Source organism: Amycolatopsis tucumanensis (assembly GCF_021654135.1).
Taxonomy (GTDB): domain Bacteria; phylum Actinomycetota; class Actinomycetes; order Mycobacteriales; family Pseudonocardiaceae; genus Amycolatopsis_E; species Amycolatopsis_E tucumanensis.
In genome coordinates, this window is the sequence record NZ_JAKGSD010000007.1 from 1 (window position 1) to 21,276 (window position 21,276).

The window sequence follows — 21,276 nt, forward strand, 5'->3', positions numbered from 1 at the left end:
ACAAACCGAGCGACGCAGATGAACAGCCACTCCGCACTCGCCCCGCACCCCGCCGCCCAGCACGCCCAGGCAACGGCCCCGCGCCCAACAAACCGAGCAGCCCTGATGATCGATCTCCTACCGGCCGCCCCGAACCCCGCCGCCCGCCACTCCCGCGCACTGGCCCCGCGCCGAACAGGCCCAGCGACGCTGATGGTCGGTCCCACCACCGCCGCCCCGCACCCGCCCCGCGCCGAACCAACCGGGCAGCCCTGATGGTCGGTCTCTTCGCGGTCGCCCCGGTCGTCCTCGTCACGCTCTTCATCGGGCTGCGCGGGGTCGCCGCCATGCGCACCACCTCCGACTTCCTCGTCGCCTCCCGGCGGGTCACCCCACTGCTCAACTCGGCCGCCGTGTCGGGCGAGTACCTCTCCGCGGCCTCGTTCCTCGGCGTCGCCGGGCTCGTCGTCAAGGACGGGGTCGGCGCGCTCTGGTACCCGGTCGGCTTCACGGCCGGCTACATCGCCATGCTCGTCCTCGTCGCCGCGCCCATGCGCCGCTCCGGGGCGCTCACCGTGCCCGACTTCGCCGAGGCCCGGCTCGCCTCGCCGGCGCTGCGCAGGCTCGCCGCCGTCGTCGTGCTGGTCATCGGCGCGCTCTACCTCGTGCCGCAGTTCCGCACGTCCGGCCTGGTGCTGAGCGTGGTCAGCGGCACGCCCTACTGGGTCGGCGTCGTCCTCGCCGGGGCCGCCGTCGCCACCACGCTCGCGCTCGGCGGCATGCGCGCGGCGACCTACGTGCAGGCCTTCCAGTTCGTGCTGAAGGTCGTCCTGTTCGCCGTCCCCGCGCTGTGGCTGGCGATCACGGCCGGCGCCGCCGCCCGCGACGAGGCCCTGCACCCCGCCGAATTCACCCAGCTGCGCCAGGACACCCGCGTGGTCTTCCGCGTCGACGTCACCCTGGAGGCCGCCCAGCCCATCCAGGCCAGGGAGCCCGACGGCACACCGGTCACCCTCGCCCCCGGCCCGCACGCCTTCGCCGCGGGCGAGGAACTCGTCTTCCTCGCCGGACAGCCGGTCCCACAGCTGCCAGGCACCGCCCCGCCGGGCGCCCCGGGCTGGGAACGGCCGCTGCTCAACCTGAACAACGAAGGCCACCCGCTGCTCGGCACGCTCGCCGTGCTGGTCGCGACCGTGCTCGGCACCATGGGCCTGCCGCACGTCATCATGCGCTTCCACACCAGCCCCGACGGCCGCGCCGCCCGCCGCACCGCCGCCCTCACCGTGGCGCTGCTGTCCGCGTTCTACGTGTTCCCCGGCGTCTACGGCGTGCTCGGCCGGGTCCTGGTGCCGCACCTGTACCTGTCCGGCGCCACCGACACCGCGGTCGTCGCGCTGCCGATGCAGGTCGACACCGGCTGGGCGGGCACGTTGTTCACGGGCCTGCTCACCGCGGGCGCCTTCGCCGCGTTCCTTGCCACGTCGCTCGGCCTGCTGCTGGCGGTGTCCGGCGCGATCGCGCACGACCTCGCGCCGGGCGGGCTGGCCCGGCTGCGCGGCACCGTCGTCGCCGCCGCGGCCGCGGTCGTGCTGCTCGCGCTGTTCGCCGTGCACCTCGACGCGGGCGTGCTCGTCACGTGGGGGTTCACGGTCGCGGCGTCCACGTTCTGCCCGCTGCTCGTGCTCGGCATCTGGTGGTCGCGGCTGACCGCGCGCGGCGCGATCGCCGGGGTCCTCACCGGACTGCTCGCGACGTCCGGGGCGATCCTCGCGACACTGGCCGGTGCGGACGTGCACGGCGTGCTCGCGATCCTGCTCGCCCAGCCCGCGCCCTGGTCGGTTCCGCTGGCTTTCGGCACGATGGTGGTGGTGTCCCTGCGCGGGCGGCCGCCTGCCTGGGCGATCACCGCCATGTTGCGGCTGCACCTGGACGAGAACCCGCCGCGGCAGGCCGCTCCACGCCGCCGTTCGACCGGTTTCCGCGACCGCTTGTCGACCGTTCGTCGCGCCCGCTGACGGTTGGTCGCCACGCCACGGCGTCGCACGTCGTGACCTCCTAACGTGTCCGCCACCACACGACAAGGAGGTCTCCAGTGGCGGCCACCGAGCACGATCTCGGCCACGAGGAGTGGACGAAGGTCCACTCCAGCCCCGAATTCGCGCAGCTGCGCCGAAGGCTGCGGGGCTTCGTCTTCCCGATGACCGCGTTGTTCCTGGGCTGGTACCTGCTCTACGTCCTGCTCGCCGACTACGCGCACGGGTTCATGTCGACCAAGCTGATCGGCAACTTCAACGTCGGACTGCTGCTGGGACTGCTGCAGTTCGTGTCCACGTTCCTGATCACCGGCCTGTACGTCCGCTTCGCCAACCGGAAGCTGGACCCGATCGCCGACCGCATCCGTGAGGACGTCGAGGGAGGCGCGCGATGAACCTCGCCGCGGGAGTCGCGGGCAGCAGCCCCGCGCTCAACATCAGCATCTTCGGCCTGTTCGTGGCCGTCACACTGGTGATCGTGCTGCGCGCCAGCCGGAACACCAAGACCGCGTCGGACTACTACGCGGCCGGGCGCGCGTTCACCGGGCCGCAGAACGGGGTCGCGATCGCCGGTGACTACCTGTCGGCCGCGTCGTTCCTCGGCATCGCGGGCGCCATCGCGGTGTACGGCTACGACGGGTTCCTGTACTCCATCGGCTTCCTGGTGGCGTGGCTGGTCGCGCTGCTGCTGGTCGCGGAACTGCTGCGCAACACCGGCAAGTTCACGATGGGCGACGTGCTGGCGTTCCGGATGCGGCAGCGGCCCGTGCGCGCGGCGGCGGCGACGTCCACGCTCGCGGTGAGCTTCTTCTACCTGCTGGCGCAGATGGCCGGCGCCGGCGTGCTGGTTTCGTTGCTGCTGGGCGTGTCCAGCGGCGTCGGGCAGTCGGTGGTCATCGCGGTCGTGGGTGTCGTGATGATCATCTACGTGCTCGTCGGCGGCATGAAGGGCACCACCTGGGTGCAGATCATCAAGGCGGTCCTGCTGATCGCGGGCGCCGCGCTGATGACCGTGTGGGTGCTGGGCAAGTACGGGCTCAACCTGTCCGCGCTGCTGCAGGGCGCGGTGGACCGCTCCAGTGAGGCGGTGCTGAACCCGGGCGCCCGCTACGGCGCGACCGGCACGTCCAAGATCGACTTCCTGTCGCTGGGCCTGGCGCTGGTGCTCGGCACGGCCGGTCTGCCGCACGTGCTGATGCGGTTCTACACCGTGCCGACGGCGAAGGAAGCCCGTCGTTCCGTCGTGTGGGCGATCGCGCTGATCGGCCTGTTCTACCTGTTCACGCTGGTGCTCGGCTACGGCGCGAACGCGCTCGTCGGCGCGGACGTGATCCGCAAGGCGCCGGGTTCGGAGAACGCGGCGGCGCCGCTGCTGGCGCTGGAACTGGGCGGGCCGGTGCTGCTCGGGTTCATCGCCGCGGTCGCCTTCGCGACGATCCTCGCCGTGGTGGCCGGGCTGACGATCACCGCGTCGGCGTCGTTCGCGCACGACATCTACGCGAACGTGATCAAGAAGGGCAAAGTGGACGACCCCAACGGCGAGGTGCGGGTCGCCCGGATCACCGCCGTGGTGATCGGCGCGGTCGCGATCGTCGGCGGCATCCTGGCGAAGAACCAGAACGTCGCGTTCCTGGTGGCGCTGGCGTTCGCGGTGGCGGCGTCGGCGAACCTGCCGACGATCCTGTACTCGCTGTTCTGGAAGCGGTTCAACACCTCGGGTGCGCTGTGGAGCATCTACGGCGGCCTGGCGATCACGATCACGCTGATCGTGTTCTCGCCCGCCGTGTCCGGGACGTCGAAGTCGATGCTGCCGAACGCGAACTTCGACTGGTTCCCGCTGCAGAACCCGGGCCTGGTGTCCATTCCGGCGTCGTTCCTGCTCGGCATCGTCGGCACGTTGCTGTCGAAGGAGCACGACGAGCGCAAGCACGCGGAGATGGAGGTCCGCTCGCTGACCGGCGCCGGCGCCGAGAAGGCGACGGCGCACTAGCCGCCCCGCCTTCTCCCCGAGCCCCGGCGCCGCTGCCCTGGCGCCGGGGCTCGCTCATGCCGGGGGTGCCGTCCACGGCAAGTGCCACACGGTGGCCACGCGCGATCCCTCCCCGCGCCTCAACCCGCACCGACGCGCCGCCCCATCCAGCGGCGCCCCGCCAAGCCCGAGCACCATCGCCGCGCTGGCAGGCCACACCCAAGCCGAAACGCCGTCGCACCCGGCAAGTGCCATTCGGCGGAGCCGCGCCGCTGCCCCGGCGCCGGGGCTCGCTCACGCCGACGCGCCGCCCACGGCAAGTGCCACACGGCGGTCCGGCCCCAGGCGGGCCGGGCCTGGTTGCAATCCCCCTGCGCTCCTCAACGTCGCACCCGCATGCCGCCCCTCCGGGGGCGTTCCACCACCGCTGCCAGACGTCGTGGCCCCCTTACGCCGGGCGAGCCATTCCGCCCGGAACGCCATCCCGGATGCCGGGCCACCTTCACGTCGAAGCGCCGTCCACCAACGCCATTCCCAGCGGGGTCAGTGAATGACGCACCGTGTTGCGGTTGCGGTGGCTCGCGATCAGGCCGGCCGCCCGCAGCACCGACATGTGCTTGCTCGCCGCGGACGGGGTCACTCCCAGGCGCGCCGCGAGGTCCGAGGTGCTGCACCCGGCCGCCGCCAGGACCATCGCCGCCGCGCGGGTCGGGCCCAGCAGCGCCGCCAGGGCGCGCGGGGTGGCGTGCGGGGCACGGCGGACGCGCGGGTCTTCGGCCGCCGCGGGGTATCCCAGGCGCACGGGGCCCGTCGAGCCGGGCACGATCCACGGCTGCACCGTGAAGTAGGTGGGCACCAGCAGCACCCCGGCCGTCCGCCGCGGCGTGCCGGGGCTCGCCACGCCCGTCACCAGGTACGGCGGCTCCCACCGCAGCACCGGGCGCAGCGTGGCCAGCAGACCGTCCACCCCGCCGTCGGCCAGCGCCTGGATCCGCGCCTGCCGGTCCACTTCGACCCGCGCCCGCACGGTGTCCCAGTGCGGCGCCAGCGCGACCATGAAGTACTCCCGCAACGCCTGCACCAGCCGAGACAGCGCGGCGTCCGAACCGGACCGCAAGGCCGCGGCCCACGGCGGCAGTCCACGCGGCTCCGGCAGCGCCGCCAGCGCGGCCCGCACCCGGTCCGGCGGCGTGCCCAGCACCGCCGCGAGCCCGGACGCCAGGTCACCGCCCGCGGGCAGCAGGAACTCCGGCACCTCCCCCGAGGTGTACAGCCACCGCAGCACCGGGAACGACTCCGGCAGCCGGCCCTGGACCCGGCGTCGCCACCAGCCGAACGCCACCTCCTCGTCCCGCAGCAGCCGCACGCTGCTCGCCAGCTCCCAGCACGGATCGGCGGCGTTGCACAGCCCCACGCGGGTCAGGTCGCGCGATTTCAGCTCCAGGCGCACCGGCGATCCTCTCCGCGAAAAACTGTGGCCGCACTGGAGAGATCGTTCGCGATACCGGTCCGTTACACCGTTGAACAGCGTTGTTGAGCGTCCGGGAAATGTGGTCGACTCCGGAGCGCCCCCGCGGCGAAGATCCAGACTCCGGGGTGCGGCCGGAGGATTCCGCGCCCCGTCACGGAATGGGGAACCCATGAGAAGACTGAAGCGGCCGTTCGCGGCCGCGGCACTGCTGGCCGGCCTGCTCTCGCTGTTCGTGGCGCCGAGCGCGGGCGCGGCGCAGCAGGCCGGCGAGCCGGTCACGTCGCTGGACGGGCTGGTGCTGCGCCCGGCGCACCCGAACCAGGTCAAGGGCGGCGTCAACACGATGGCCGAGGAGCAGGCCTACCTGCTCGGCCCGGCCTCGGACCCGGGCCGCTGCCTGGACGCCGACCTCAACACCATCAACCGCAACGGCACCAAGGTGCAGCTGTGGGCGTGTGACGAGTACGCGGCTCAGCAGGCCTGGTACATCCGGCAGATCCCGGAGGGCTACTACCGGTTCCAGAACGCGTACAGCGGCCGCTACCTCGACGCCGACCTGAACACGATCAACCGCAACGGCACCGTCGTGCAGCTGTGGGACTACGTGGCCGGCGCGAAGAACCAGTGGTTCGCAGTCAACGAGATCCCCGAGGGCTACCTGCGGCTGCAGAACGTGCAGAGCGGCCGGTACCTCGACGCGGACCTGAACACCAGCTACCGCAACGGCACGGTCGTGCAGCTGTGGCAGTACGTGGCGGGCGCGCAGAACCAGTGGTGGTTCTGACGCTCCCGTGAACGCCGGGCGCCGGTTGCCGGCGCCCGGCGTTCGTCCGGTCAGAGCAGTTTGTCCAGCGTGATCGGCAGGTCGCGCACCCGCTTACCCGTCGCGTGGAACACCGCGTTCGCCACCGCCGCCGCCACTCCCGTGATACCCACCTCCCCGGCGCCGACGATGCCCAGCGGCGTCGTGGGGTCCGGGTCGTCCAGTGTGGACACTTCGATGCGTGGCACGTCGGCGTGCACGGGCACGTGGTACTCGGCCAGGCTGGGGTTCATGATCCGCCCGGTGCGCGGGTCCACCAGGGTCTCCTCGGACAGGGCCATGCCGATGCCCATCACGATCCCGCCGCGCAGCTGGCTCGCCGCGGTCTTCGCGTTGACCACCGTGCCGATGTCGAACACCCCGAGCCACCGCGAGATCCGCACCTCGCCGGTGTCCGGGTCGACGCGCACCTCGCAGAACTGCGCCCCGGTCGCGGCCCGCACCCGCCGCCGGTCGCGCAGGAACCGGCCGATGAGCCGGGCTTGCCCGGCGAGGCGGCCGAACCGGCTGTCCGACCCGACCGACACCTCCATGTGCGGCACTCCCGCCCGCCGCACGGCCGCCACCAAGTCCCCGGCCCCCTTCGGCAGCCGCCGCTTCAGCTTCTCGGCCGCTTCGAGCACGCTGGCCGCCACGCTCGCGGTCTGCGTCGAACCGCCCGCGGTGGGCGCCACCGGCAGCGCCGAGTCGCCGTACTCGACGCGCACCGCGTCGACCGGCACGCCGAGCGCGTCCGCGGTGATCTGCGCCTGGGCCGTCGCCGCACCCATGCCCATCTCCTGGAAGCCGCAGCGCAGGAGGACCGTACCGTCGGCCGACAGCCGCAGCGTCACGTTGGCGGTGAACAGCCACGCCGGGTGGTAGGCCGTGGCGACCCCCATCCCGACCAGCCACCGGCCGTCGCGCGTCGCGCCGGGCTCCGGCGCCCGGTCCCGCCAGCCGAACCGCGACGCGCCGGCTTCGTAGACCTCCCGCAGCCTGCGGTGGGTGAACTCCTTGCCGTCCAAGGGGTTGCGCTCGGGCTCGTTGCGCATCCGCAGCTCGATCGGGTCCATGCCGAGCTCGGCGGCCAGCTCGTCGACCGCCGACTCGACCGCGAACGTGCCGATCGACTCGCCGGGCGCGCGCATCGACGTGTTCGGCACCAGGTCCAGCTCGACCGTGCTCGCCTGGATGAGGATGTGGTCCGCACCGTAGAGGTGCCGCGACTGCGAGGTGACCTGCTCGGGCGCGCCGCCGACGCGGCCGGTGCGGGTCACGCTGGTGTGGATCAGCGCGGTCAGCGAGCCGTCGCGGTCCGCGCCGAGCGCGACGCGCTGGATCGACGGCGTCCGGCCGCCGACCGTGCGGTACACGTCCTCGCGGGTCAGCACGAGGCGCACCGGCCGTCCGGTCGCGCGGGCGGCCAGCGCGGCGAGGACCGTGCCCGGCCAGACCATGGCCTTGCCGCCGAAACCGCCGCCGACGAACGGCGCGATCACCCGCACGTCGGCGACGGGCACGCCGAAGCGGACGGCGAGGTGGTTGCGGCACCAGTCGATGGACTGGGTCGATTCGTGCACGGTGAGGCGGTCGCCGTCCCACTCCGCGATGGTGGCGTGCGGTTCGATCGCGTTGTGCTGGTGCGGCGGCGTGGTGTACCGGTGGTCCACGGTCACCGGCGCCTCGCCGAACGCCTTCTCCGCGTCGCCCTTCTTCGCCTCGCCCGGGGAGACCGGGCTGTACGGCTGCTTCTTCGCGTGCGGCGCCATCGACTCGAAGTCCACAGTGGAGGGCAGCAGGGCGTACTCCACGCGCACGAGCGCCGCCGCTTCCTTCGCCGCGGCCGAGGTTTCCGCCACCACCACGGCGACCGGCTGCCCGTCGAAGTGGACCTCGTCGTCCTGCAGGTAGTTCACCGAGGTGCCGGACACCAGCGTGCTGAGGTTGAGCGGGTTCACCTTGGGCGCCGGCTTGAGCGGGGGCGCGTTGTGGTGGGTCAGCACGGTGATCACGCCGGGCACCGCGCTCGCCGCCGTGGTGTCGAGGCGGGTGACGCGGCCGCGGCTGATCGTGGCGTGCACCAGCGCGGCGTGCGTGAGGCCGGGGCGGAGGTGCTCGGCCGCGAACCGCGCCGCGCCGGTCGTCTTGGCCGGGCCGTCGCGGCGGTCCAGCGGGGCGCCGATGACGCTCATGCCGCACCTCCCCCGGTGGCCAGCTGACGCAGGGTCGCCACGGTCGTGCGGACGGCCAGGCCGACCTTGAACGCGTTGGCTTCCCGGGTGATCGCGGACGCGAGTTCGGCTTCGGCGGCGCGGCGGAAGGTGTCATCGGTGGCAGGCGCGCCGACCAGGAGCCGCTCGGCCTCGACCGCGCGCCACGGCTTCGTCGCGACACCGCCGAGCGCCACGCGTGCCTCGGCGATCTCCCCGTCCTCGACGCGCAGCGCGGCGGCGACCGAGACCAGCGCGAACGCGTACGACGCGCGGTCGCGCACCTTGCGGTACCGGGAGTTCGCGGCCACCGGCACCGGCGGCAGCTCGACCGCGGTGATCAGCTCGTCGGGCGCCAGCGCCGTTTCGACGTGCGGGGTGTCGCCGGGTGCGCGGTGGAAGTCGGCGATGGGGATCCGCCGGGTGCCGCGGGTGCTCTCGACCTCGACGACGGCGTCGAGCATCGCCAGCGCGACGGCCATGTCGGAGGGGTGGGTGGCGATGCAGTGGTCGCTCACGCCGAGAACGGCCGTGGAGCGGGCGAACCCGTCGAGGGCGCCGCAGCCGCTGCCGGGCGTGCGCTTGTTGCACGGCGCGGCGTCGTCGTAGAAGTAGAGGCAGCGGGTGCGCTGCATCAGGTTGCCGCCGACGGTCGCCATGTTGCGCAGCTGGGCCGAGGCGCCGTGCAGGATCGCGTGCGCCAGCACCGGGTACCTGGCGCGGATGACCGGGTGGGCGGCGAGGCGGCTGTTGCGCACGAGGGCGCCGATGCGGACGCCGCCGCCGGGCAGCTCCTCGACGGCGGTCAGCGGCAGGCGACTGACGTCGACCACGGTGGCCGGCTGTTCGATGCCCTCGCGCATCAGGTCGACGAGGTTCGTGCCGCCGCCGAGGAACTTGGCGTCGCCGTCCGCGACGGCCGCGAGCGCGGCGGGCACGTCCGGGGCGCTGACGTAGGTGAACGATCTCATTCCGCGACCTCCCGGATCGCCTCGACGATGCCGTTGTAGGCGCCGCAGCGGCACAGGTTGCCGCTCATCCGCTCGCGGATCTCCTCGTCGCTCAGCTCCGGCGAGGTGGTCAGGTGCTCGGTGACGGCGCTCGGCGCGCCCTCCTTGTGCTCGGCGAGCATGCCCACCGCCGAGCACAGCTGGCCCGGCGTGCAGTAGCCGCACTGCAGGCCGTCGGCGCGGACGAACGCCTCCTGCAGCGGGTGGCCGAGCCCCTCGACCGTGGTGATCTCCCGCCCGTCGTACTGCACCGCCAGCGCGAGGCAGGAGTTGATGCGGTCGCCGTCGGCCAGCACGGTGCACGCGCCGCACGCGCCCTGGTCGCAGCCCTTTTTCGTGCCCGTCAGACCCAGCTCCTCGCGCAGCGCGTCGAGCAGGCTGACCTGGGGCGGGACGTCCAGCCGTTGCGCGGATCCGTTGACCCGCAGTGACACCTCGACCATGTCTGCTCCTCCCGGTTTCTCCCGAAGCTAGCAGGACACCGTCCTGTTAACAAGAGAACAGCGTCCTCTAATCGGGGGTCGTAGAATGATCCGGCGATGTCGAAAGAGTTCCTCCGCGCGCGGCGCCCGGAGCACAAGCAGCAGCGACGCGAGGCGATCCTCGCGGCCGCGCGTGAGCTCGCGCTCACCTCGGGCGTGCGGAACGTCAGCTTGGGCAGCCTCGCGGCCGCGGTCGGGCTCGCGAAGTCCAACCTGGCGCGGTACTTCGCCACCCGCGAGGAGATCTACCTCGAACTGGCGGCGCAGGAGTTCCACGACTGGGAGACGGCTGCGCTGGAGCGCATCGCCGCGGCCCCCTCGCCGGACGGCGTGTTCGACGCGCTGGTGGAGACGCTCGAGGAGCGTCCCCTGTTCTGCGACCTGCTCTCGCACAGCTCGATCACGCTGGAGCACAACGTGACCGTCGAGGCGGCGCGTGCCTTCAAGCTCCGGACAGCCGAGGCGCTGGCGAAGGTGTCATCCGCCGTCGCGCGGGCGCGGCCGGACCTGACCGAGGACGAGGCGGGCGAACTGGTCGGCGCGGCGGCCGGTCTCGCCGCACTGCTGTACCCGGCGGCCAACCCGCCGCCGGTGATGGCGAAGCTGTACGCGGAGGACCCGGTGATCGCCGAGTTGTGCATCCAGTTCGCCCCGACGGCGAAGCGGATGCTGCGGGCCCTGGCGGCGGGGCTGCCGACCCTGCGTGAGGGCCGGGACTGACCTTTTTTGTCCGGTGTGGACAGAATCGGCTGAACCCCTCGTCGGCCGCGGTTTCCGGCGCTAGGGTCCCCAGCGTGACGACGCTGTACGACCTGCCGCTGTCGGAGCTGTCCGAGTACCGGCCGCCGCTGGACGAACCCGCCGACCTGGACGCCTTCTGGGCCACCGCGCTGGCCGAGGCGGACCGGTCACCGCTGGACCCGGTGTTCCGTCCACAGGAGACTTTGCTGCGGACGGTGGAGGCGTTCGACGCGTCGTTCACCGGCGCGGCGGGACAGCGGATCTCGGCGTGGCTGCTGCTGCCGCGGGACCAGCCGGCGAAGCTGCCGTGCGTGGTGCAGTACCTGGGGTACAACCTGGGGCGCGGCCTGCCGCACGATTACCTGACGTGGTCGGCGTTCGGGTACGCGCACCTGGTGGTGGACACGCGCGGCCAGGGCGGGAAGGCGGTGCCCGGCGCGACGGGCGATTCGTGGTCGGCCGGGCCGCACGTGCCGGGTTTCATGACGCTCGGGATCCTGGACCCGGAGCAGTACTTCTACCGGCGGGTGTACGTCGACGCGGTGCGCGCGGTGGCGGCCGCGCGGGCGCACCCGTCGGTGGACGCGGACCGGATCGTGGTGGCAGGCGGCAGCCAGGGCGGCGGAATCACGATCGCCGCGGCGGCGCTGGCGCCCGGAGTCGCGGCCGCGATGCCGGACGTGCCCTTCCTGTGCCACTTCCGGCGCGGGGCGGAGATCGCTTCCGAGGGGCCGTACCTGGAGCTGGTGACGTGGCTGGCGGCGCACCGGCACCGGGCCGGGGAGGCGTTTGCCACGCTGCGGTATTTCGACGGGGCCGTGCTGGCTCCGCGGGCTTCGGCGCCTGCGTTGTTCAGCGTGGCGCTGCGGGATCCGGTTTGCCCTCCGTCGACGGTGTTCGCGGCGTTCAACCGGTGGGGCGGGGATGGGGAGATCCGGGTGTGGGAGTGGAACGAGCACGAAGGAGGGCAGGGGGCTCAAGTCGCCGAGCAGGCCTCCTGGTTGGGGCGGATTTTGTAGGCACTACGCGTAGCGTCCCCGGGCGTCGGCTTCACTTCGTTGCCGACTCGCATCGGGCAGCCGGCAACGAAAAGCAACAACCCCACCGACCAGTCCCCTCCCGCAACCCGATCCCCAGCCAAATCGGTTGCCGAGCCACCGGGTCAAGGCACGCTTTCCCGCCTTGACGCGGTGGCTCGGCAACCGAACAATTCAAGATCGGGTTCGGAAGGGGCTATCCGGGCGTAGCGAAGCGAAGCCGGCGCTTCCAGCCGCGCGCAGCGCAGAAACCCGCGTAGCGCCCTCTAATCAACCGGCGCCGCGACCCCGAATCCCCCGTACTTGCCGGCCTTCGCGCGCTTCCGCACCTCGTCGAAGTGCCGGTGCACGGCCTCCTCAGCGGCATCGGCATCCCCCGCCACCAAGGCATCCACGATCGCCTGGTGACGCTTCGCCGTGGAGCTCGCCGAGCCGGCCGGGCCGCCCAGCTCGGCCTCCGCCGCGCGGTACACGTCCCAGAACAGGCGCGTCAGCTCGCGGGCCAGGTCGAAACCGGCCTCGGCGCAGATCAGGTCGTGGAACTCGCGGTCGGCGGCCGCGCTGTCCGGGCCCTTGCGCATCCGCGCCACGCACGACTCCAGCGCCGCGATCAGCTCCGGCCGGTGCCGCCGCGCCACCCGGCGCGTCAGCTCGGTCTCCAGCATCTCCCGCACCTCGAGCAGGTCCCGCAACCGGCCCGTCGTCCCCGCCCCGGGCGTCCGGGTGCGGAACAGCAGCCACGTCCGCAGCGCCTCCGAGCCCGCCGAGCCGACGAACGTGCCGTACCCATGCCGCACCTCGACGATCCCCAGCGCCCGCAACGCCCGGATCGCCTCGCGGATCGAATTGCGGCTCACCCCGATGTCGGCCATCAGGTCCAGCTCGGTCGGCATCGGCGACCCCGGCGGGAGGTCCCGCTCGATGATCAGGTCGATGATCCGTTTGCTGATCTCGTCGCCGAGCTGAGGGCGTGCCACATCCAACTCCCCGCCTGCTGACCGCCGGATTTCCGGACATCCTACGTCAGACCCCTTGACCACGGGACGCGCCGCTGTTTACAGTCACCCGAACGCAGGACGTCCTACGTCCTACTTCCATGCTCCGGCCTGATCAACGACGCACAAGTCAGGAGACGTCATGTCGCACAGCCTGTCCGGCCTCAGCCGCCGCGATTTCCTGCGGTACACCGGACTCGCCGGCACGGCCGCGGCCTTCTCGGTCACCCTGGGGGCCTGTGGCGGACCGGCATCCACCAACACCACGGGCAGCTCCACCGGCACGCTCACCGCGGTCATCGGCTACGGCAACAACCAGACCTGGGACCCGCTGCAGACGGCATCCGCCTTCTCGATGGCCGCCAACCTGCACTGCTACGAATCGCTGGTCGAGGGCGACCCGATCACCCGCGACCCGTTCCCCGGCCTGGCCAAGGCGCTCCCGGCCGACCTCACCGGCACCAGCCTGAAGTTCGAGCTGCGCGACGGCGCCAAGTGGCACGACGGCACCCCGGTGACCGCCGACGACGTCGTCTTCACCTACGCCCGCGTGCTCGACCCCAACGAAAAGGTGCTGGTCCACAGCTTCTTCGCGGACTGGCTCGCCGAAGTGCGCAAGACCGGGGAGAACTCCGTCGAGTTCGTGCTCAAGCACCCGTTCCCGTACGCCCTCAAGCGAATCCAGACCGCCAAGATCTGCCCCAAGCACGTCTTCGAGGGCAAGTGGAAGGACGCCGCGGGCGGCAAGGTCGTCGGCTCCGGCCCGTACAAGGTCGTCGAGCAGGCCCCGCTCTCCTACACCCGCTTCGAGAAGTTCGCCGAGTACAACGGCCCGCGCCCGGCGGCCTACCAGTCCATGCTGTGGAAGTCGATCGTGGACGCCGCGCCGCGCGTCGCGGCCATCTCCGGGGCCAACCCGGAGGCGCAGATCGTGGAGAACATCCCGGCGGCCAACGCCGAGCAGCTGCGCAAGTCCGGTCGCAGCGTCGAGTTCGCCGACGGCGGCAACAACCTGTTCCTGATGTTCAACACCGCGCACGCGCCGTTCGACAACAAGCTCGTGCGGCAGGCCCTGCACTACGCCATCGACAAGCAGAAGATGATCCAGATCGGCCTGCAGGGCGCGGGCACGGCGGCGACCTCGTTCATCAACCCGAAGCTGCCCGCGTCCCAGCCGGCCGCCAACGACTTCGCCTACAACCCGGACAAGGCCAGGCAACTGCTCCAGCAGGCCGGCGTCACCAACCTGGCGATCACCCTGTCCACCACCAACACCTCGCTCGTCTCGGACTGCGTGAAGGTCATCAAGGAGGGCTGGGACGCGATCGGCGTGACCACCACGCTGGACTCGCAGGACACCAAGGCGCTGTTCTCGAAACTGGACAGCGGCAAGGACTTCGAGGTCGTCGCCACCACCAACAACCCGCTGCAGTTCGGCAACGACCCGGACCTGCTGACCCGCTACTACTACGACAAGACGTCGGTGCTGATGACCACCTACGCCCGGTGGACCGGCCCGGAGTCGCAGGCCCTGCTGGACCTGCAGAACCAGGCCGCCGCGGAGACCGACGAGACGCGCCGCGCGCAGCTCACCAAGCAGCTGCTGGACCTGATCTCCGAGCACGCCGTCATCTACCCCGTGGTGTTCACCCAGCTCGGCACGGCGTGGAACGCGCAGAAGATCACCGGCGTGCGGGCGCAGGGCTACCCGGGCATCTACCTCAACCAGGCCAAGCCGGTCTGAGGGGCGCTGCCATGGCCGTCGTCGTGCGGATGCTGCTCGCCCGCATCCTCGCCCTGATCCCGCTGGTGCTCGGGGTGGTCCTGTTCGTCTTCATCGTCATGCAGTTCTCCCCCGTGGACACGGCGGTGGCCGCGCTCGGCGACGCCAACCCCACGCCGGAACAGCTCCAGCAGTTCCGGCAGGAGAACGGCCTGCTCGACCCGCTCCCGCTGCAGTACGTGCACTTCGTGTGGCACCTGCTGCAGGGCGACTTCGGCACCAGCGTGATCACGAAGGAGCCGGTCGGGCAGGTCATCGCCACCGCGCTGCCGCTGACCGTGCAGCTCACCCTGCTGGGCCTGCTGATCGCGATCGTCGCCGGGCTCGTGCTCGGCGTGACCTCGGCGCTGTTCCGCGACCGCTGGCCGGACCAGCTGATCCGGATCGTCACGCTGGCCGGCGTCGCCGCGCCCGCGTTCTGGATCGCGGTGCTGCTCGTCCAGTGGCTCGCGGTGGGCGAGGGCCTGTTCCCCACCAGCGGGTACGTCAGCCCGGCCGACTCGTTCGGCGGCTGGCTCAACTCGCTGGCGCTGCCCGCGATCTCGCTCGCGCTGCCGGTCGCCGCGCAGCTGACGCGCATCATCCGCACCTCGATGGTCGAGGAGCTGGACAAGGACTACGTCCGCACCGCACGCGGCGGCGGCCTGCCGCCGGTGGTGGTCGTCGGCCGCAACGTGCTGCGCAACGCGCTGATCAACCCCCTCACCGTGCTCGGCCTGCGGGTCGGCTACCTGCTGGGCGGCGCCGTCGTGATCGAGACGATGTTCGCGCTGCCCGGGATGGGACAGAACATGATCCAGGCCGTCAAGGACGGCGACACCGCGAAGGTCCAGGGCTTCGTGATCACCATCGCGGTCGGGTTCGTCCTGGTCAACCTGATCGTCGACGTGCTGTACCTGATCGTGAACCCGCGCCTGCGGAGCCGGTCGTGATGCGGCAGCTGTACCGGCCCGGGCTCACGCAGCGCCTGTCACGGCCCGGCATCCGGTTCCGCCGGTTCAACACCGCGTCGTGGATCTCGATCGGGGTGCTGGCCGTGCTCGCGCTGGTCGCGCTCATCGGTCCGCTGTTGGTGAAGGACCCGTACGCGCTGGGCACCGAGGTCACCGGGCCGAACGCCGCGCACTGGTTCGGCACCGACCAGTCCGGCCGCGACATCCTCTCCCGCGTGGTGCACGGCGCCCGCTGGTCGCTCGCGATCGGGCTCGGCGCCGCCGCGCTGGCGCTGGTCTGCGGCGCGCTGATCGGGGCGCTCGCGGCCACCTCCCGGCGCGGCGTGGATTCGGTGGTCATGCGCGTGCTCGACGTGCTGATGGCCTTCCCCGGCATCGCGCTCGCGGCCGTGCTCGTCGCCGTGTTCGGCCGCGGCATCGGGGTGCTGATCCTGGCGATCGCGTTCGTCAACGTGCCGCCGGTGGCGCGCGTGGTGCGGGCGAACGTGCTGGCGCAGTACAGCGAGGACTACGTCGCGGCCGAGCACATCATCGGCGCGCGCCGGTTCTTCATCCTGGTCAAGCACGTCGCGGTGAACTGCGCCGCGCCGATCCTGGTGTTCTGCACGGTGATGGTGGCCGACGCGATCGTGTTCGAGGCGTCGCTGTCGTTCATCGGCGCCGGCATCCAGCCGCCCGACCCGTCCTGGGGCTCGGTGCTCGCCGACGGCAAGGACATGGTGCTCAACGGCGGCTGGTGGGCCACGTTGTTCCCGGGCCTGATGATCCTGTTCACGGTGCTGGCGCTGAACGTGCTGTCCGAAGGGATTTCCGACGCCTGGGCGGCGCCGTCGTCCCGCACCGCGAAGGCCGCGGAGGTCGCCAAGGCGGTCGTCGCCGAGGAGGCGGCCGAGAACGTCGCGCCGGTGCTGCCGATCCGCGGTCTGCGCGAGGTGGGCGAGCGGTTGTCCCGCCGTGCCCGTGCGCTGACCGGGCGGGACACCCTGCTCTCCGTCGAGGGGCTGACGATCGCCTTCCCCGAGCGGCACAACGGTGTCAACGTCGTCGACGACGTCTCGTTCACCGTGCGCTCGGGCGAGGTGCTCGGCCTGATCGGCGAATCGGGCTGCGGCAAGTCGCTGACCGCGCTGTCGATCGTCGGGCTGCAACCGCGGACCGCGCGGTTGTCGGGCCGGATCCGCTTCGACGGCGAGGACCTGCTCACGATGAAACCGTCCGTGCGGCGCCGGCACCTCGGGCACGACATCGCGATGATCTACCAGGACGCGCTGAGCTCGCTGAACCCGGCGATGACGATCCAGGCGCAGCTCAAGCAGTTCACCCGCCGCGGCGGCACCCGCACCCCGCGCGAGCTGGTGGAGCTGGTCAACCTCGACCCGGACCGCACGCTGCGCGCCTACCCGCACGAGCTGTCCGGCGGACAGCGGCAGCGGGTGCTGATCGCGATGGCGTTGTCCCGCAGCCCCAAGCTGATCGTGGCCGACGAGCCGACCACCGCGCTGGACGTGACCGTGCAGGCGCAGGTCATCTCGCTGCTGCTGCGCCTGCAGGAGGAGCTGGGCTTCGCACTGGTGCTGGTGTCGCACGACCTGGCGCTGGTGTCCGATGTGGCCGATCGCGTCGTCGTGATGTACGGCGGGCAGGTCGCCGAGGCGGGCACGACCGCGCAGGTCGTCGGCGCGCCGCGGCACCACTACACGCGCGGACTGCTCAGCGCGGTGTTGTCGCTGGAGGAGAACGACGCCCGGCTCACCCAGATCAAGGGCGTCGTCCCGGCCCCGGCGGACTTCGCGCCCGGCTGCCGGTTTTCCGACCGCTGCCCGGCGGCGCGAGCGCACTGCCGCACCGACCCGCCGGTGGTCGAGGGCGCCGGGATGGACCACCTCGTCGCGTGCCACCACCCCGCCGAACCGGTGGCGGAACCGGCGGTCCTGGTGAAGGGAGCGCCGGCATGACCCTGCTGGAACTGGACCGGGTGCACGTGGTGCACAAGATCCGCTCGTCCGGGCTGTTCGGGCACGACTCCGTGCACGCGCTGACGGACGCGACGCTGACCGTGCGGCCCGGCGAGACGATCGGCGTGGTCGGCGAGTCCGGGTGCGGCAAGACCACGCTGGCGAAGGTGGTCGTCGGGCTGCAGAAGCCGACCAGGGGCGTCGTGCGTTACCGCGGCGAACCGGTGGCCGACCAGCGCGAGTTCGGCCGCGACATCGGCATGATCTTCCAGGACCCGTCGACCGCGCTGAACCGCCGGATGTCGATCGCCCGCATCGTGCGGGACCCGCTCGACGTGCACCGCGTCGGCACCCCGGCGCAGCGGGCCGAGCGGGTGCGCGAGCTGATGGAGCTGGTCGGCCTGCCGCCCAGTGTCGCGGACGCGGTGCCCGGGCAGCTGTCCGGCGGCCAGCGGCAGCGCGTGGCGATCGCGCGTGCGCTGGCGCTGGAGCCGTCGCTGCTGGTCGCCGACGAGCCGACCTCGGCGCTGGACGTGTCGGTGCGCGCGCAGATCCTCAACCTGCTGCTCGACCTGCGGGACCGGCTGGGCCTGGCGATGATCTTCGTGTCGCACGACATCCAGACCGTGCGCAAGATGAGCGACCGCATCGTCACGATGTACCTGGGCCGCATCGTCGAGGACGCCCCCGCCGCGGCGATCCCCGGCGACGCACGGCACCCGTACACGCGGGCGCTGTTCTCCGCCACGCCGAGCCTGCTGAACCCGATCGAACCGATCGTCCTGACCGGGCCGGTGCCGTCCGCGGTCAGCCCGCCGAGCGGGTGCGCCTTCCGCACCCGCTGTCCGAAAGCGACGGACGAGTGCGCCGGCGCGGTGCCCCCGTCCGCCGACGCCGGCGACGGGCACACCTACCACTGCATCCACCCCGAACTCGAAGTGAGCGTGCGATGACTCGATTCACCGGCATCATCCCCCCGCTGTGCACCCCGTTCCGCGACGACTTCACCATCGACGTGGACTCGCTGCGCCGGCACCTGGACGTCCAGCTGGACGCCGGCGTGCACGGGGTGTTCGTGCTGGGCTCGTCCAGCGAGGTGGCGTTCCTGCCGGACCGGCAGCGCCGGGTGGTGATCGAGACGGCGGTGGCGCACGTCGGCGGCCGGGTCCCGGTGCTCGCCGGGTGCATCGACATGACGACGCTGCGGGTCGCCGAGCACATCCGCGTCGCCGAGGATGCGGGCGCGGACGCGCTGGTCATCACCGCGCCCTACTACACCCGCACGCACACGGCGGAGATCGAACAGCACTTCCGGCTGCTGCACGCGCAGGCCTCGCTGCCGATCTTCGCCTACGACATCCCGGTCGCGGTGCACTCGAAGCTGGACCGGGAGATGGTCCTGCGGCTGGCCGAGGACGGCGTGCTGGCCGGGCTGAAGGACTCCAGCGGCGACGAGGCCGGGTTCGGCGCGCTGCTGCTGGGCCGCCGGGAGCGCGGGCTGTCGGAGTTCGCCGTGTTCACCGGGTCCGAGCTGGTGGTGGACCTCGCGCTGCAGATGGGCGCGGACGGCGCGGTGCCCGGACTGGCCAATGTGGACCCGGCCGGGTACGTCACGATCTGGGACTGCGTGCGGGCGGGCGATCTCGCCACGGCACGGCGGGAACAGGACCGGCTCATGCGGCTGTACGACATCACGCACGCCGCGCCGCCGGAGCGGATGGGCCGTGGCTCGGCCGGGCTCGGCGCGTTCAAGGCGGCGATGAAGATGCGCGGGTTCATCGACAACTCGGTGATGGCGCCGCCGCAACTGCCGCTCAACGACGAGGAACTGTTGCGCATCAAGGGTGCGCTGACCGAGGCGGGTCTGCTGTGATCCACTACGGCGCGGACTACAACCCGGAGCACTGGGCCGAGGACGTCTGGGACACCGACGTCAAGCTGATGACCGAGGCCGGGGTCACGCTGGTGACGCTCGGCGTCTTCTCCTGGGCCAAGGTCGAGCCGCGGCCGGGCGAGTACGACTTCGGCTGGGTCGACACGGTGATGGACAAGCTCGCGGCCGCCGGGATCCAGGTCGCGCTGGCGACGATGACCGCCTCACCACCGCCGTGGCTGACCCACCGCCACCCCGAGGTGCTGCCCGTGCGCGAGGACGGGACACGGCTCTCGCCGGGTTCGCGGCAGCAGTTCTGCCCGTCCAGCCCGGTGTTCCGGGAGTACGCCGCCCGGCTGGTCGAGCAGCTCGCGAACCGGTACGGCGACCACCCGGCGCTGCACATCTGGCACGTCGGCAACGAGTACGGCTGCCACATCCGGGCGTGCTACTGCGACACCTCCGCCGAGGACTTCCGGTCATGGTTGCGCGAGCGGTACGGCACGCTGGACGCGCTGAACGCGGCGTGGTCGACGACGTTCTGGTCGCAGGGCTACTCGGACTGGGCGGAGATCCAGCCGCCGCGGGTGGCGCCGTCGTTCCGCAACCCCGCCCAGCAGCTGGACTACCAGCGGTTCTCCTCGGACGCGTCGCTGGCGTGTTACCGGGTGGAGGCGGAGGTCCTGCGCCGGGTCACGCCGGAGGTCCCGCTCACCACCAACTTCGTCGGGCTGGTGCAGAAGGCGCTGGACTGGCACGCGTGGGAGCCGCACGAGGACGTGGTGTCGCTGGACTCCTACCCCGAGCCCTACGACCCGCGGGGGCACGTCGAGGCGGCGTTCGGGTACGACGTGGTGCGGTCGCTGAAGAACGGGCAGCCGTGGATGCTGCTGGAGCACGCGCCGAGCGCGGTGAACTGGCGCAAGCACAACGGCGCCAAGGCCCCCGGTGTGATGCGGCAGGGCGTGCTGCAGGCGGTGGCGCGCGGCGCGGACGCCGCGATGTTCTTCCAGTGGCGGCAGAGCCGGGGTGGCGCGGAGAAGTTCCACTCGGCGATGGTGCCGCACGCCGGCGCGGACACCCGGGTGTTCGCCGAGGCGCGGGCGCTCGGGCAGGACCTCGCGGCGCTGGCCGACGTCGAGGGCACCCGGGTGCGATCGGACGTGGCGTTCCTGCACGACTGGAACAGCTGGTGGGCACTGGAGCTGGACGCGCACCCGTCGGCGGACGTGACGCAGCTCGACGCGCACCTGGCGCACTACGCGCCGTTCTTCGACGCCGGCATCTCCTGCGACGTGGTGCGCCCCGATCGCCTGTCCGGGTACCGGCTGGTCGTGGTGCCGAACCTGTACCTGCTCGATGCGGACACCGCCGAGGGCCTGCGCCGCTACGTCGAGGGCGGCGGGCACCTGGTGGTGTCGTTCTTCTCCGGCATCGTCGACTCGTGCGACCGGGCCCACCTCGGCGGCTACCCGGTGGCCCCGCTGCGGGAGGCGCTCGGGGTGGCGGTGGAGGAGTTCTGGCCGCTGGCGCCGGGCACCTCGGTGCCGCTGAGTCCGGAGTGGACCGGCAGCCTGTGGTCGGAAGCCGTGGAGCTGCGCGGCGCGGAGGCTGTCGCGACCTTCGACGGTGGTGACCTGGCCGGTTTCCCCGCGGTGACCCGACACGCCTACGGCGCGGGTGTCGCCTGGTACCTCGGCACGCGGCTGGACCCGGCCGGGATGCGCGAGCTGGCCGACCGGGTGGCCGCGGAAGCGGGCGTGCGACCGGTCCTGCCCGGGCTGCCCGCCGGGGTCCAGGCGGTCCGCCGGGAAGCCGCGGACCGGCAGTTCCTGTTCCTGCTCAACCACAACACGGATGCGGTCGCGGTGGACCTGGGAGAACCGGCCCCCGACCTGCTCACCGGTTCGGCGCCCTCGGCCCGGCACACGTTGCCACCGCGCGGCGTCGCAGTCCTCCGGATTCACTGACCGAAGGGAA

General features: G+C 71.9%; 17 protein-coding genes. 12 read left to right on the top strand and 5 right to left on the bottom strand.

The genetic code is table 11. The annotated features are described in order from the left end of the window. The first annotated feature begins 254 nt into the window (after positions 1-254). The 3 genes from L2C96_RS09815 (at position 255) to L2C96_RS09825 (ending at position 4,002) form a co-directional block, all read left to right on the top strand. Entirely contained in the window at positions 255-1,994 is a 1,740-nt protein-coding gene (locus tag L2C96_RS09815) for a sodium/solute symporter (protein ID WP_237335923.1), read from the top strand. Between the two features lie 77 nt (positions 1,995-2,071). Then, positions 2,072-2,407: a DUF485 domain-containing protein gene (locus L2C96_RS09820; RefSeq protein WP_020421212.1), complete on the top strand. Its 336-nt coding sequence runs from the start codon at positions 2,072-2,074 to the stop codon at positions 2,405-2,407. Then, positions 2,404-4,002, top strand: coding sequence for a monocarboxylic acid transporter (locus L2C96_RS09825; protein ID WP_020421213.1), 1,599 nt, complete (start codon positions 2,404-2,406; stop codon positions 4,000-4,002). Before L2C96_RS09820 ends, L2C96_RS09825 begins: the two co-directional genes overlap by 4 nt. A gap of 481 nt (positions 4,003-4,483) precedes the next feature. On the opposite strand, the gene L2C96_RS09830 is transcribed toward L2C96_RS09825, so the two are convergent. Continuing rightward, positions 4,484-5,431: an ArsR/SmtB family transcription factor gene (locus L2C96_RS09830; protein WP_020421214.1), complete on the bottom strand. Its 948-nt coding sequence runs from the start codon at positions 5,429-5,431 to the stop codon at positions 4,484-4,486. Positions 5,432-5,621: 190 nt separating this feature from the next. Here L2C96_RS09830 and L2C96_RS09835 point away from each other — a divergent pair, with 190 nt between their 5' ends. Then, positions 5,622-6,236: an RICIN domain-containing protein gene (locus L2C96_RS09835; protein ID WP_020421215.1), complete on the top strand. Its 615-nt coding sequence runs from the start codon at positions 5,622-5,624 to the stop codon at positions 6,234-6,236. A gap of 50 nt (positions 6,237-6,286) precedes the next feature. Here L2C96_RS09835 and L2C96_RS09840 read toward each other — a convergent pair whose 3' ends face one another. Genes L2C96_RS09840 through L2C96_RS09850 form a run of 3 tightly spaced genes read right to left on the bottom strand, consistent with a single transcriptional unit; the run spans position 6,287 to position 9,920 of the window. Next, positions 6,287-8,449 carry a xanthine dehydrogenase family protein molybdopterin-binding subunit gene (locus L2C96_RS09840; protein ID WP_237335924.1) on the bottom strand — a complete coding sequence of 721 codons (2,163 nt, stop codon included), beginning with the start codon at positions 8,447-8,449 and terminating at the stop codon, positions 6,287-6,289. Further along, on the bottom strand, positions 8,446-9,438 hold the full coding sequence (locus tag L2C96_RS09845) for an FAD binding domain-containing protein (RefSeq protein WP_237335925.1): 993 nt from the start codon (positions 9,436-9,438) through the stop codon (positions 8,446-8,448). The genes L2C96_RS09840 and L2C96_RS09845 overlap by 4 nt, the downstream gene beginning before the upstream one ends. Continuing rightward, a complete protein-coding gene (locus tag L2C96_RS09850; protein WP_237335926.1) occupies positions 9,435-9,920 on the bottom strand; it encodes a (2Fe-2S)-binding protein in 486 nt (161 codons plus the stop codon). Before L2C96_RS09850 ends, L2C96_RS09845 begins: the two co-directional genes overlap by 4 nt. 96 nt (positions 9,921-10,016) lie before the next feature. Between L2C96_RS09850 and L2C96_RS09855 the strand changes: the two genes are divergently transcribed. Both L2C96_RS09855 and L2C96_RS09860 read left to right on the top strand, forming a co-directional pair. After that, complete coding sequence (locus tag L2C96_RS09855) at positions 10,017-10,679, top strand: TetR/AcrR family transcriptional regulator (RefSeq protein WP_237335927.1); 663 nt, start codon at positions 10,017-10,019, stop codon at positions 10,677-10,679. Positions 10,680-10,753: 74 nt separating this feature from the next. Further along, the gene (locus tag L2C96_RS09860; RefSeq protein WP_237335928.1) at positions 10,754-11,719 is read left to right on the top strand and encodes an acetylxylan esterase; all 966 of its coding nucleotides are present in this window, start codon (positions 10,754-10,756) and stop codon (positions 11,717-11,719) included. A 284-nt stretch (positions 11,720-12,003) separates the two neighbouring features. Here the strand turns inward: L2C96_RS09860 and L2C96_RS09865 are convergent, their stop codons facing one another. Next, positions 12,004-12,714, bottom strand: a complete 711-nt coding sequence (locus L2C96_RS09865; RefSeq protein WP_020421221.1) for a FadR/GntR family transcriptional regulator — start codon at positions 12,712-12,714, stop codon at positions 12,004-12,006. A 160-nt stretch (positions 12,715-12,874) separates the two neighbouring features. On the opposite strand from L2C96_RS09865, the gene L2C96_RS09870 reads away from it, so the two are divergent. Genes L2C96_RS09870 through L2C96_RS09895 form a run of 6 tightly spaced genes read left to right on the top strand, consistent with a single transcriptional unit; the run spans position 12,875 to position 21,266 of the window. Further along, positions 12,875-14,476 carry an ABC transporter substrate-binding protein gene (locus tag L2C96_RS09870; RefSeq protein ID WP_020421222.1) on the top strand — a complete coding sequence of 534 codons (1,602 nt, stop codon included), beginning with the start codon at positions 12,875-12,877 and terminating at the stop codon, positions 14,474-14,476. A gap of 11 nt (positions 14,477-14,487) precedes the next feature. Then, positions 14,488-15,447 carry an ABC transporter permease gene (locus L2C96_RS09875; protein WP_020421223.1) on the top strand — a complete coding sequence of 320 codons (960 nt, stop codon included), beginning with the start codon at positions 14,488-14,490 and terminating at the stop codon, positions 15,445-15,447. Continuing rightward, the gene (locus L2C96_RS09880) at positions 15,447-17,423 is read left to right on the top strand and encodes a dipeptide/oligopeptide/nickel ABC transporter permease/ATP-binding protein (RefSeq protein WP_237336053.1); all 1,977 of its coding nucleotides are present in this window, start codon (positions 15,447-15,449) and stop codon (positions 17,421-17,423) included. Before L2C96_RS09875 ends, L2C96_RS09880 begins: the two co-directional genes overlap by 1 nt. After that, positions 17,420-18,376 carry an oligopeptide/dipeptide ABC transporter ATP-binding protein gene (locus tag L2C96_RS09885; RefSeq protein ID WP_237335929.1) on the top strand — a complete coding sequence of 319 codons (957 nt, stop codon included), beginning with the start codon at positions 17,420-17,422 and terminating at the stop codon, positions 18,374-18,376. The genes L2C96_RS09880 and L2C96_RS09885 overlap by 4 nt, the downstream gene beginning before the upstream one ends. Continuing rightward, positions 18,373-19,296, top strand: coding sequence for a dihydrodipicolinate synthase family protein (locus L2C96_RS09890; protein ID WP_237335930.1), 924 nt, complete (start codon positions 18,373-18,375; stop codon positions 19,294-19,296). The genes L2C96_RS09885 and L2C96_RS09890 overlap by 4 nt, the downstream gene beginning before the upstream one ends. Beyond that, positions 19,293-21,266 (top strand): beta-galactosidase, encoded by a 1,974-nt coding sequence (locus tag L2C96_RS09895; RefSeq protein ID WP_237335931.1) that lies wholly within the window; start codon positions 19,293-19,295, stop codon positions 21,264-21,266. Before L2C96_RS09890 ends, L2C96_RS09895 begins: the two co-directional genes overlap by 4 nt. The last annotated feature ends 10 nt before the right edge of the window (positions 21,267-21,276 follow it).

Coding starts and splice junctions, on each gene's coding strand:
- L2C96_RS09815 (WP_237335923.1), top strand. CDS start 255: ATGGTCGGTCTCTTCGCGGTCGCCCCGGTCGTCCTCGTCACGCTCTTC.
- L2C96_RS09825 (WP_020421213.1), top strand. CDS start 2,404: ATGAACCTCGCCGCGGGAGTCGCGGGCAGCAGCCCCGCGCTCAACATC.
- L2C96_RS09835 (WP_020421215.1), top strand. CDS start 5,622: ATGAGAAGACTGAAGCGGCCGTTCGCGGCCGCGGCACTGCTGGCCGGC.
- L2C96_RS09840 (WP_237335924.1), bottom strand. CDS start 8,449: ATGAGCGTCATCGGCGCCCCGCTGGACCGCCGCGACGGCCCGGCCAAG.
- L2C96_RS09845 (WP_237335925.1), bottom strand. CDS start 9,438: ATGAGATCGTTCACCTACGTCAGCGCCCCGGACGTGCCCGCCGCGCTC.
- L2C96_RS09850 (WP_237335926.1), bottom strand. CDS start 9,920: ATGGTCGAGGTGTCACTGCGGGTCAACGGATCCGCGCAACGGCTGGAC.
- L2C96_RS09855 (WP_237335927.1), top strand. CDS start 10,017: ATGTCGAAAGAGTTCCTCCGCGCGCGGCGCCCGGAGCACAAGCAGCAG.
- L2C96_RS09870 (WP_020421222.1), top strand. CDS start 12,875: ATGTCGCACAGCCTGTCCGGCCTCAGCCGCCGCGATTTCCTGCGGTAC.
- L2C96_RS09875 (WP_020421223.1), top strand. CDS start 14,488: ATGGCCGTCGTCGTGCGGATGCTGCTCGCCCGCATCCTCGCCCTGATC.
- L2C96_RS09880 (WP_237336053.1), top strand. CDS start 15,447: ATGCGGCAGCTGTACCGGCCCGGGCTCACGCAGCGCCTGTCACGGCCC.
- L2C96_RS09885 (WP_237335929.1), top strand. CDS start 17,420: ATGACCCTGCTGGAACTGGACCGGGTGCACGTGGTGCACAAGATCCGC.
- L2C96_RS09890 (WP_237335930.1), top strand. CDS start 18,373: ATGACTCGATTCACCGGCATCATCCCCCCGCTGTGCACCCCGTTCCGC.